Source organism: Paenibacillus sp. FSL R7-0163 (assembly GCF_037969975.1).
In the GTDB taxonomy this organism is placed as follows: Bacteria; Bacillota; Bacilli; order Paenibacillales; family Paenibacillaceae; genus Paenibacillus_AQ; species Paenibacillus_AQ odorifer.
In genome coordinates this window covers 6,756,583-6,769,398 of the sequence record NZ_CP150224.1, presented here as the reverse complement: position 1 = coordinate 6,769,398, position 12,816 = coordinate 6,756,583, and the positions used below count along the sequence as shown (strand labels likewise).

Here is a 12,816-nt window from a genome sequence, read left to right as displayed (position 1 = left end):
CTCCAACTTTTCGATTACTCAAACTCAGACTAATAAAGTAATAGAACTTAGCCACTTCCTTATATTTGTTCCTTTTTTCAATTGTTAAGATTTTTAAAAACATCTCTCAATCCACTTTCAATATTGAACTTCGGTGCCCATCCTAATGCTTTCAATTTTGCATTATCTAAATAGCTATGTAGAATATCCCCTTTTCTTGGACTTTCAAAAATAGGAGTGATATTTTTCTTTAATCCACTATTCATTAAGTCATAGAGATTATTTAATGAAACCCCTTCACCAGTACTTACGTTAAACAAATCATTATTGCCTTTATCCATTACAAATAAATTTGCGCTAACAATATCTTTTACATAAATAAAATCTCTGGTTTGTTCACCATCACCATAAAGACTCGGAGGTTCATGGTTAAGTAGACGATCCAAAAATATTGCTACCACACCACCTTCTCCCTTAGCATCCTGTCTTTCTCCAAATACATTAGCATAACGTAATATTGTGTAATTAAGCTCATTATTACTGCAAAAAGTCCTAATATATTGTTCAGGAGTATATTTTGATATTCCGTAATATGATATTGGATGTATTTGATGATCTTCATTGATAGGTAGATAATCTGGATTTCCGTATACTGCAGCTGACGACGCATAAATTATTTTTCGAACCCCTGCTTTGTTGCAGTAATCAAGAAGTTTTATTGTGCCTATTATATTTGTTGTAGCATCCTCTACTGGATTGATCATCGATTTTTGCACACTTACTTGAGCCGCATGATGAATCACAACTTCAGGTGTAAATTCCTTTATTATCCTTTCCGCCTCCAATGACATAAAATCCATTTTGTAAAAGCGAGCCGATTTATTTAAATTCCTAATATAACCGCTAGATAAATTATCAATTACTAAGACATCATGCCCATTAGCTAATAGTTCGTCAACAATATGTGATCCAATGAATCCACACCCACCAGTTACTAATATTTTCATCATAACCCACCTACTTTTTATATTATTTACGTTTTAATAATATTTTTTTAAAAAAAGAAAATATTATTAATAAAATCATGGATAGAACAGATACACATACTGAATATGCCGCCAACTTAATAAAATTATCATTTGATCTACTTGATTCTGCTATCCTGACACTTTTCTCTGAAGGATTTTCAGAATGCAAATTAATTATTTGAGTACTTCCATTATATATTTCCACCTTACCAGACCAAGCATGCTTTCCAAAAACTAGTTCAATACTGCTTTTAGATGACACATTTAGTTTTTGGGGATTGATGTTACCGCTCATTGATACTATTGCTCCATCCTTATACACCCAGCCACTAGAAATATCTATACTCTTGAGATCCAGTTTACTCTGATCTATTATAATCTCGTTCAACCAAACCTCTGTTCTATTTGAGTTAGAAGCCTCACTAATTGGCGTCAATATTATATTTGTATAGTTCATTGGTTCGAAGTAATTTTTCGGAATAAATACAAATGAAATAAAAAGACTTATAAAAAAAACTAGAAATAGCTTCAGTACTTTTTTAGTTAATGAATTATTTCTCAACAAGCCAATACTTTTTTTTATTAAGTATCTAAAAGTAAAGAAACCTAGAGCAAAAAGATACATATAAACAAAAATAATATATACCTTACCTTTATTATGGATCGGTATAAATATCTCGCTGAAAGAAAAGAAAAAAAGAATAGCTAACAATATAGCTATTAATTGTTTTATTTTTGCTCGCATTCTTTTAACAACTCCATTTTTTATTTAAACCATTTATTCAAATTTAATTTTATGAATAATTTAATAAGCCATTTCCCTTTTTTCGTGTTAAAAATCCTCATTAATTCATATTTGAGGTTATTATCTATTTCATGATCTTGCAAATAACCTAATTCAGGATATGACACCGCAGGGTTATTCCACATATACCCTGGGCCATTCATGTATATTAGATTAAATATTTCGTCTCCGAACCGTTTATAAAGTTCTTTATGAAACTGACTAATCTTATAATAAAGATCGTTTACAATTTCTCGGTTGAATTGCCTAGACATTGAATTACCACGAATGCGATAATAAACGAGTGCTTCGGGAATACTGACACCCGCGCATCCATTCTCACACATATTTATCCATGATTCATGATCTTCCATTCCCTTTTTCATTTCCACTTTGTTAATTCCATACTCCAAAAAATGATCTTTTCTGATTACCGCAAAAGCACTCAGCATGTTGGATAACAAAAGCAGAGGAAATTCTGTATCAAAAGTAACCCACACATCTTCTCGTAAACCAAAAAAACGCACCCATGAGTAAACAAAAGAAACATTTATATAACTTTCAAGAATTTCAATACATCTTTGATAATATTCAGGCGCTACTAAATCATCCGAATCTAAAAAAGTTATAAACACTCCTTTTGACGCATAAGCCCCTACATTGCGAGCATTTGACAACCCCCCATTTTTAATGGTTATAATTTGTATAAAAGGCATTGACAACTCTATTTTCCGTAAAATCTCTTTACTCTCTAACTCATCACTACCATCATCTACAATTATAATTTCAATCTCAGGGTAAGTACTGTCAATAACACTCTGAATAGTCTCTAGTATCATCGATCCCATATTATAGAATGGAATTATTACCGAGAGTAAGCTACCCTCTTTCTGTACAAAGTCCTTCTTATTTAAATATGGAATACTCGAACTGATAGGATATTTTTCATTCTGGTTATTCATATTTTTCTCGTGGAGATGATTAAGATCTAGTTGTACATCCTTGTCTGCTTCAATGTAAAGAACATCCGTTTTATTCTGCCAAGTATCACGTACTGTTTTATCCCACGTTAAAATAAAATGTGATGCATCAAGCGAAAATTGATTTTTCTTTTTCAACCAATACTCTGGAAATCGAAACGCACTTGCATCGTGGTGGGGAGTAAATACAGAGTTTTGTATGGTGATTATTGACACTTCATTAAATGCAGGATTTTTACACCATAAATTTTGCAGCAGATAATATGGGAGTGCCCTATTATTATTATTAATGAATATACATATTGGTTCCCTATTTAATTTCCGTTGTTCAACTAAAGTATTTGACAAATTCAGAGAATACGAAAAATCTCCATTTAGTTCTATTTCCGATGGGATAGAATCAGAATACCTAACAATGTTTTTAGATTCAAACCAAGGTCTAACTGGTACTCCACTTTGCAAAATTATCTTATGAACATGCTCACACAGCCAGTCTTCAAATGGTTGTGGTAACTTTTGGCTCAATATACTTTCAATATACCAGATCTCCATTTAAACACCGCCATGTATTAGAATCGTTTTTTAAATTCTCTATGCAAAACGTCTACTACTCTAACTAAAAACTTTCCTTTTTTTCCACCAACTGCATCAACTTTATGTTTTAGGCGATGATATATTTTCTTCGCTCTATAATTATTTTGTTGACTAACAGTTAGATCATTTGAAGAACTAGAATTCATTAAGTAGGGATATAGCACAAAGGGAGTCCATTCATTATTACGGGTAGAATAATGAGTACTGTAAATATAGTATTCTTCTTTAATATCAAGAATCTTTGTTTCACCTAATGTAATATATTCCTTTGGTAGAATATATCCTGTCATTTGAAGAAATTTTTTCTCACCTAGTTCCTTCAACCTAATATCATAAATATCTCTAAGTGATTTACTATAATCATCCAGTTTATAGATAGCTCTTGTTAAACTAGTATAATCCCGATAAGTATTGGGTTCTAGTAAGTTATACTGCTCATAGTGATCCTTATTTCTAAATTGTGCACCCACATATCGAATGGAATCATTAGCCGCTAAAATATTCAAAGAATTTGTAATATAATCACAATCAAAATTATCATTAGCATAACAAGTTAAAAGGAACTTATTGACTGGGAGCAAATCGTCGAAACTCCCATCAATCTTAGAAGCATATCTTAATTTTCCAAGATAATGAACTGGTGTTCCCGGAGATTGATTCTTAAGAATATAACTTCTGTCTTTATCTATTTCCGAAAGATTCACTAATGATATAGGCCCAGTATCACTTGAGATACCTTCATCCAAAATAATCAGAGATAACTTATTCTTCTCTAGAACCCTATTAATTGAATATGACGTATTAGTCTCTGGCTGAATAGAATTAATTAAACTTTCATAAATATCATTGAACTCTTGATTTTTTGTCACTCCATATGGTCTGCTCATACGATGACGCATCTCATCATTGTCAAACATACATTCCATTTGTGTAACAAGGTCACTAGATGTACCATGATATAACAAAGCATTTTCTTGATGTTTAAAATAATCTCTAAACGCTGGAATATCATTCGCAATGATTGGAATCCCCGTATTATACAATTCGTGAATACTATAACAAAAAGACTCTACATAATTTGGAAAGACTGCAAATCGAATATTTGTTAACAATTGCTCTAATTCCTGATGATTGAGCTGACCAGTGAATATGAATCTTTCCTTTAGATGATCGGGTATTCGAAGCAAAAGTTGCTCCTTATAAGGTTGACCATTTAAGTCTAAACCATCATATCCTACAAGATAAAAAATACTATTATTTTCAGGCCGTTTTATCATCAATGCTATTGCAGCATCAACGAAAAGATCTACTCCCTTTAATTGAAATATTCGACCGTAAAATATAACATTCTGCTGGCTCTCATTAAGGCTATAAGAAACATCATTCCATACTTCTACAGGAGGAGGAGAAACTATAACTCTATCGTTTTTCACTCCATAACGATGAGTGTAAATCTCCCCCCAAGCATTAGAAGGAACGAGCAAAATATCTACATCTTGTATAACTTCTTTTTCCATTTGGTACATTTCAAGCTTGTATAAATCAAAGCTATTAGGTACTTGTTCAAGATCCATCAACTCAATTGTACAATGTGCTCTCACAGCAAGGACAGTTTTGGAAAACTGTCCTTCAAATCGTTTTGCTTTAACTGAAAAATAGCCTATACCTACATAATCAAAAAATTCAATATAATCTACTTGCTGAAGAAGAGTTAATTTATGAAGCCCCTTATAAAAACGATAGCTTTTTTGCAGGAACACATTGGAAAATTTTTGCCCATAAGGTTCTTCTTGTATCCATTCAGACAAACATATTACCTCTAAGTTCTTACTATTCGGAAGCTTTGGCTGAAAGTCTTTAATATATGATTCACACTCATGTTTCGGCATATCTAATAATAAAATCACGCGGTTATTTGCATTCTGAAGCAACTGCTGCATAGCATTATAAATAAACACACCGCACCCGCCGGCGTTAATAGGGTAAAGCTCATACGAAGTAAAGACATATGTTCTAACCATATATTAATTCTCCTCAAGAAATCTTTGAATACTTAACTCTGATGCGATGTCATTTTCTTTTTTCCATATATTATATAAATCCAAGATTTCTTTTCTATTTTCCATTGCATACTTGGCTTTCTTGGCAATTTCCACTGGATCATCCGGACTATTAATAATTAGATAGTCTTTCAAAGGACTTCCATCAAAATAATGATGGTTTGGCCCTGTCAAACAAGGTACACCCATGTTCATACTTTCCAATGGGAGTAGCGGGGCGCATTCTGAGAAAGTAACATACAAATTGAGGTCGTTAGATGCCAAAGTAACTAAAAGTTCTTCACGAGGAACTGCCTTTTCAGAGCCCTCCATGTTCAAATTTAATTGTTGAGCAAATGACTTCATTCTATTATTGTAGGGAATGGCATTTATACTAGCATTCTCTATTAGACTTACTGCTGCAATCTGAGTGTATGCATTTTTATTCCAAGTGTTACCTGATGCATAAATACCTATTTTCACAGATTCATTATGTTTTAGATCTTTATTTTCCAGGAATTCGAGACTTTCATTCTTCACAGTATTTTTCACAAAGAAACTTGGGAATCCATTCTCCTTATACAGTTCAGCCATACTTTCCTTAGCAAACCCCCAACTATCTACTATGCCTTCGTTGCAGAGTTGAATGATTTCCTGATACCGACTCCATGAGTAGTCTTCATACATATGTGTTGTATTTCCATGCCAATAAATTTTTATTGCTATTTTAGAATCTACACTTTTAATAAATTTCGCTAATTCATAATAACCAATAGCAAAGCCACTAAAAACAATTGCTTTTGGTTTGCTTTCAGCAATCAATTTACCTACACGCATAATTTCGTTAGTATCAAATAATTCCTTAATGGGAAGTGTAAACGGAAATAATTCTTGGGTTGAATGCGAGACACCTAGCCATTCAGGTTGATGAATAGCAATACTTGATTGTTCAGGAATTAGCGCAAGTTTTATCTCAAGCCAACTATACTTGTTATTTTTTCTTTCACTTTGCTTATTATTAACAAGTTGACTCAATTCGTTGTTGCTATTTTCATAACTATTGTGTTGTTTTTGTTGTTCTTTAGACTTCAGACGATAATTGCGGATAGTATTTAAAAGCTTTCTAACAGGCTTTGAGAGTCTATAAGCACGATCTAGACTGCGCATCTTAGTAATGACTCTCCAAGCAAGAGATGTTTCTATATCATATAACCGCGATTCTAAGAGTACTTTATTGGAGGTCAACTGTGATACCTCATGCGATAGATTCCCACTATATTTTTCCAGTTCTTCTATCTGTTCTTCGAGTGAATTAAAGCTTAACGAAAGTGCTTGATAAAGTTTATTTAGATCGGTATATTTGCTACTGAGTTTACTCTTGTCATCAGTAAGAATGGCGATTTCTGCTGTTTGTTCTGCTATCATTGTCTTATTTCTTTCATTTTCATTTCTCACATCTGACAATTCCTGATTTAAAGAGTTCATATCATCTTGCATCTTGAATTCTTTCTCTATACGTTCCTTTAGCTCTTCAGCTCTCCAGCCTATCTCCCCTTCAAATTTTGTTATAGTCGGTCTAATCTTATCATCCATTAAATGAAGACGAGAGAACATAACTTTATTTTCTAAATCTTCTACACTCCAACTATCTGATAACTTTGTATAATATATATCCTGTTCCGAGGCCACTTTTGACAATACAGAGCAAGGCAAATCCAATTTCAAATAATCATGGACTATTGAATGCTGCCAACATCCATTATGATCCATAAATTTCAATTCCGTATTTTCAGAAAAATTATTTTCAAAATGAATAATACCATGTTTAGAGACGCGGACCAGTTCCTTTAATATTCCCTCCATATCTGCAGGATTGATGTGAATAAGTACAGATACTGTATACACAAAATCAAAATAATTATCAGGGTAAGGGAGTTGCGTTCGTGGCTCTATAAGGATAATGTTTTTTATTAAATCCGGCTTATGGGAGAGACGATTCCTTAAGCTTTCTAACATTGTAGGACTTTGATCAACGCCATAAACTTCTATATTAGGTATATCACTCAAATAATCCACATGTCTCCCAAATCCCACTCCAAACTCCAAAACTTTAGATTCTTTAGGCAACTTGGAAAATATATGTGTTAAAATGACTTCCTGAATTCCGTAAAGAGGTTGCAGCGATCTTCTTTTCTCAACCTCATCTGCCCACCCCATTCCATTTTGTTGCCACCATGCTTCATTTTCGTATATATTATTTGTCATATAGACCACCTTCTGTTTCTATTCTAATTGGAAAATGAACCTTGTAATGGACGGGTCGATCAATTTTCCTTATAACCTCAAAGGCACTGGCTCCATCAATTTGTTCATATAAAAAAACATCAGAATAATCGCGATCTGTCACTCGATTAACAGCAACCGATACAGAGTAACTCCCTTGTCTAAGCCAAATCGGAAAATTGAATCTTATAGTTCTTTTCTCTTGTTTTTCTAAGGAAACTAGAGTTATATCTTCATCGAACATAGTTGTTCCAAATAAATCTATTCCTGTAATATCTCTAACTAAAAAAGATACATTTATATCCGTTACCTTTTCCTTAGAATACAAAGTGCAGATTATTGAAGCTTGTTCACCAAATTCATATGCCTTGGTAGGTTCTCCATTTTCATTAGCCATATGCACATCTCTGAATGAAACAAGTCCTGAACCGTATCTAAAACTAGAGCTAGTATCAATACTTGTTATTTCTTCTATAGTTTCATCGTTTTGAATTGAGTCATCACTATTGTATTGATTCATTTCGTCGCGGATCATAGCCAGATAATGATTTGTTATTTTCTCCGAACTTCCTTGATCAACTAGATTTCCATGTGATATTAGTATTGCCGAATGACACATTGACTTTATTGCATCTACGGAATGGCTTACGAATAACAAGCTAACGCCGCCATCTTTAAGTTGGCGCATTTTCGAGACACATTTCGCTTGAAAAGCTGCATCCCCAACTGCTAGAATTTCATCTATAATCAAAATGTCTGGTTCCATATGAATAGCAACGGAAAACGCTAATCTAGCGAACATACCGCTAGAGTACGTCTTAACAGGTTGATCGATATGCTCACCAATGTCAGCAAAGCTTTCTATCTCAGAAAATTTACTTTCTATAGATTCTCTGCTAATTCCAAACATAGTAGCATTTAAATAAACATTCTCACGTCCTGTGAATTCTGGATTAAAACCCGATCCAAGTTCTAAAAGTGCAACAACTTTTCCAAACACTTCAACCTTGCCACTAGTCGGGGTTACTGTACCAGCAATTATTTGTAGTAAAGTAGACTTGCCTGAACCATTCTTCCCAACAATCCCAACCGTATCTCCTTTTTTCACTTCGAACGTTATAGAATTAAGAGCAGAAAATGTTTGATGCCTTTTTTTAGTTTTAGAAACATTAAAAAGATCCTTTAGTCTATCCGCAGGTGTATTATACATTTTATATATTTTAGATACACCGCTCACTTTTATTGCTACCTCATCAAATGACATCTGCAAATCCCTTCCTTAAATAATTAAAGATTGATAATCCTAGAATAAAAATAACAAATGAAATAGATAACGATATTAAATAACTTGAAATCGAGAATAACTGCCCATTCACAAAAATATCTCTAAATTGAGTAATTATCGGAGCTATGGGGTTCAAATTAATTAAAAACCTAAATTTTTCCGGAAGCGCTTCGGAAGAGTAAAATATTGGAGACATGTAAAATAGAATATTTACTAAAAGACCCACTATATAAACCAAATCCCTTAAGTAAATCCCAAATGCTGCAACGATTAGTGCAAATCCAAGAGAAAGAAGCATGCTAGGAACTAATACTAAAGGAACAAATACAAGAGTCCAATTTGGTGTGTTCAGAAAAAATATTTTACCAACTATTAAGAGCGCTACAGAAAAAAAACTATTAATTATCGTGGAGAGTACTATGCTAGAAGGAAGTATTTCAATTGGTATAACCACTTTTTTTATATAATTCGCGCTTTGCCCCAATAGGCTCACAGAACGATTAACGGACTCCGAAAAAATTTGGAATGGAATAAGTCCTGCGAAAATCATCATTGTGTAAAGCATATTTCCATCTTGAATAGATGAGTCGCCCCATTTTGATTTAAATACGCTAACAAATATGAAACTATACACTCCAAGCATTAATAAAGGAGATAATAGAGCCCATATTACACCAAGAAGTGAACCTTTATATCTTTGTTGAAAATCTCTCTTAGTAAGCTCAAAGAGCAAATCTTTCGATTTATATATACTTTTTAGGTAATTCTGTATCCGTCTATAAAAATCCATTTTCATCGCCTTATCTTTGTTTATTTGTCCGAACATTAAAACACACTTCAGGAAATATTCAATAAGTCCTACGTTGTATATCACCTCTAAATGCGCACCAAATATAAATCCATCTTCTCAAGGTCTCTATCAAGAGAAACATTATAATATGGTGGCGTAAATTGTCCAAGCAACTAGCTCTCATATTGTACTATATGTTAAAATATCCACGTACCTACAGGAAAAGGAGATTATAACGTGTCGAAACCAGTATACGGTAAAAACGCCGCTCAGTCGAGAAATGTTGAAAAGATAGCAAGTCCGATATGGGCATTAGTTGTTGGTTTTATTTTATTTTTGTGTTGGACCCCATTTCAAGTGGGATTGTTTAATGGATCACTAGTTGATTACGAGAAGCCAATATATGTATCAGCACTATTAAGCGCACTGATGCTGCTGGCCTGTGTTGGCTTGTATTACAAAAAGTTCAAGCTTGAAGGGCAGAGTGATTTAGTAGCTTGGGCAGCATTATTGCTCCCTGTGACCTATGCTCTGTCACTGTTTGTCGCAGTTTCGCATTACACGGCGATGAATATGCTATTTATTCAGTGTACATATGCCGCAGTTTTCATTATAGCCTTTTATCTCATGAAGCAAAAGCAAGTAAATGTTGTCATTCAAAATGCTATATTAGCGATTGCATATTTTATAGTGGGTTTTGGACTTTTAAATTGGTTAGGCAGCAGTAAATTAGCAGGAGCTCTTGTGGGCTGGTTCTCAAACACCGTCCGAAATGATGTCTACTTAGATGCAGTTATGACTGACTCTAACGGACTTCGTCTGACTTCGATCTTTCAGTACGCAAATACGTACGCAGCCTTCTTGATGGCTTTTCTATTTGTAGCAATATTCGCGCTTATTCGCTCTAAAAAGTGGTATGGAACGTTGACGCATGGCTTTATGTTAGTTCCCATCATTGTGTCGATCTTGTTAACCTTATCTCGTGGCGGCTTAGTCCTGCTACCTGTAGTATTCATACTCCTACTTCTATTCCTAAAACCTGCACAGCAAATCCTTTGGATTCTGCATCTAGGAATTGCTGGTATTGTAGCTTTGCTCATTACGACACCCGTTACTAACCTAGGAATAGAGTTAAATGCTAATTTCACTTCTTCTTCAGCTTTAAAAGGTTGGGCGTATCTATTAGGAGCCTCAATAGTTGTGGCTGGCCTTTCTTGGGTCATTCAGCGTTTTGTCGCACCATGGTTGTATGCAAAACTAGAGAATTGGTCGTCACGTAAACGGACAGGTCTTTGGATTCCGCTCGGATCTGTCGCTCTAGTTGCTATTGTAGCTTTCCTGCTTATCGGTACGAGTGCAAAAAGCATCTTACCTGACAATATGGAGACTCGCCTCGAGAACATCAATTTCCAGCAACATAGCGTACTCGAGCGGATTACTTTTTATAAGGATGCCGTGAAGGTGGTTAAGGATTATCCGGTCCTCGGTGCTGGTGGAGGAGGCTGGGCCTCACTGTATGAGCATTATCAGAACAACCCTTATACAAGCCGGCAGGTGCATAACTTCTTCTTACAATTTCTCATTGAAGTAGGTATTGTTGGATTTATCATATTTATGAGCTTCATTCTGTATATCTTCTATAAATATATTCGTGGATATGTAAAACGGGATAAAAACGAATTTGAGAATGGTTTCTTCTATCTAATTATTGCTCTCTCTATTCTTGTGCACAGTCTACTTGATTTCAACATGAGTTATGCCTTTATGGGCATACTAGTTTTTATTGGCCTTGCCGGAATGGCCTCCGTTATGGATAGCAAGCCACTGCGGAAAAATTGGAATAAAGCGGGCATCCGTTTTGGATACCTCGCTGTGCTTTCTTTAGGAACCTTGTTCCTAGTGTTCTTGTCAATCAGCTATATTGGCTCCAGTAACTCTGCTTTGAAAGCTAAACAATTGAGAAGTTATAGCACTTCCTACGAAGAGCTTAGAGCCCCATTGATTGAGACTTTGAACAAACGTCCAAGTCATCCAGAATCGACAATTTATCTATCGGCCTTGGATCAGCAGGTATTTAGTCAAACACAACAGGAACAGTTCCTTGACGAGGCATACAGTGTATTAACTCGCGCACTCAAAGATGAGCCATACAACAAAAATCTTCTGCTCCAATTAGTGAGCTACTACGATCTGAATGGTCAAAGCGACGTCGCCTTGGGTATTTACCGTGACAATGCTGATAAGTTCAATTGGGATATTAGTTGGTATGATACTCTCATCAGCCGTTCCTTTGCCTTAGGTCAGCAAGCACTTAATCAAAAGGATGAGACAAAGAAACAAGAGTATTTCAATGAAGCGCAAGAAGCATATAATCACGTTCTTGCTGGAATAGAACATTTGAAGACTCTTCCACCAGAACAACTGCAAGGGCGTCCTTTCTCAGTAACGCCAACTATTGCTTTAAACGTTGGCAAAATGCAACTTTTATCCGGACAAGAGGATGCGGCGAAGACCACTCTCAAGCTTAATTCAGATGCTAATTACACGGATATTATGAACAGTGAAACTCCATGGGATATAAATTGGTATAGTTCACTCATCAGCCGTTCATTTGATTTGGGGCAGGCAGCTTATGCACAACAAGATAATCCAGATAGAATAGACAACATGAAAGCTGGCTTTGTTATTGGGCTTTTGGCCTACAATCATGTACTTGCGGATAATGATCCCTCGAAGGCATTTACTCCGGATGTGACACTGAAGGTAGGGAAAATGCAATATATGTCTGGAAAGATACAAATTGCAGCCTCCATCTTAAAAACAGCCTTAAGCCAAGATTTCGCTGATGCAACCAATCGTGAGATTGCTCGTTGGTACCTTGCTGCACTGGCGAAAACTGGTGGCGAGGATCAGGCACTATACGATTCGCTGATCGCAGCTGATCCTGCGGAAGCAGCACAAGTTGAGGCCATTACAAATTCACAATTTTAATAAAAGAAAGAAACCATAAAGGCGCGCCACTGTAATAACAGCGGCGCGCCTTTATTCGATTAT

At 35.0% G+C, this 12,816-nt stretch carries 8 protein-coding genes; 1 reads left to right on the top strand and 7 read right to left on the bottom strand.

The window, feature by feature from the left end; genetic code table 11:
* Positions 1 to 77: 77 nt before the first annotated feature.
* Genes NST45_RS29630 through NST45_RS29600 form a run of 7 tightly spaced genes read right to left on the bottom strand, consistent with a single transcriptional unit; the run spans position 78 to position 9,798 of the window.
* The gene (locus tag NST45_RS29630) at positions 78 to 989 is read right to left on the bottom strand and encodes an NAD-dependent epimerase/dehydratase family protein (protein WP_256721536.1); all 912 of its coding nucleotides are present in this window, start codon (positions 987 to 989) and stop codon (positions 78 to 80) included.
* Between the two features lie 19 nt (positions 990 to 1,008).
* Positions 1,009 to 1,752: a hypothetical protein gene (locus tag NST45_RS29625; protein WP_339279487.1), complete on the bottom strand. Its 744-nt coding sequence runs from the start codon at positions 1,750 to 1,752 to the stop codon at positions 1,009 to 1,011.
* Between the two features lie 20 nt (positions 1,753 to 1,772).
* Complete coding sequence (locus tag NST45_RS29620) at positions 1,773 to 3,323, bottom strand: glycosyltransferase family A protein (RefSeq protein WP_076212523.1); 1,551 nt, start codon at positions 3,321 to 3,323, stop codon at positions 1,773 to 1,775.
* A 17-nt stretch (positions 3,324 to 3,340) separates the two neighbouring features.
* Positions 3,341 to 5,386, bottom strand: a complete 2,046-nt coding sequence (locus NST45_RS29615) for a glycosyltransferase family 4 protein (RefSeq protein ID WP_076212525.1) — start codon at positions 5,384 to 5,386, stop codon at positions 3,341 to 3,343.
* 3 nt (positions 5,387 to 5,389) lie between these two features.
* Positions 5,390 to 7,669, bottom strand: coding sequence for a methyltransferase domain-containing protein (locus NST45_RS29610; RefSeq protein WP_076212527.1), 2,280 nt, complete (start codon positions 7,667 to 7,669; stop codon positions 5,390 to 5,392).
* The gene (locus NST45_RS29605; protein ID WP_076212529.1) at positions 7,659 to 8,951 is read right to left on the bottom strand and encodes an ABC transporter ATP-binding protein; all 1,293 of its coding nucleotides are present in this window, start codon (positions 8,949 to 8,951) and stop codon (positions 7,659 to 7,661) included. Before NST45_RS29605 ends, NST45_RS29610 begins: the two co-directional genes overlap by 11 nt.
* Complete coding sequence (locus NST45_RS29600; protein WP_081388010.1) at positions 8,941 to 9,798, bottom strand: ABC transporter permease; 858 nt, start codon at positions 9,796 to 9,798, stop codon at positions 8,941 to 8,943. The genes NST45_RS29605 and NST45_RS29600 overlap by 11 nt, the downstream gene beginning before the upstream one ends.
* A 201-nt stretch (positions 9,799 to 9,999) precedes the next feature.
* Here NST45_RS29600 and NST45_RS29595 point away from each other — a divergent pair, with 201 nt between their 5' ends.
* Positions 10,000 to 12,753 (top strand): O-antigen ligase family protein, encoded by a 2,754-nt coding sequence (locus NST45_RS29595; protein ID WP_339824451.1) that lies wholly within the window; start codon positions 10,000 to 10,002, stop codon positions 12,751 to 12,753.
* Positions 12,754 to 12,816 lie beyond the last annotated feature (63 nt).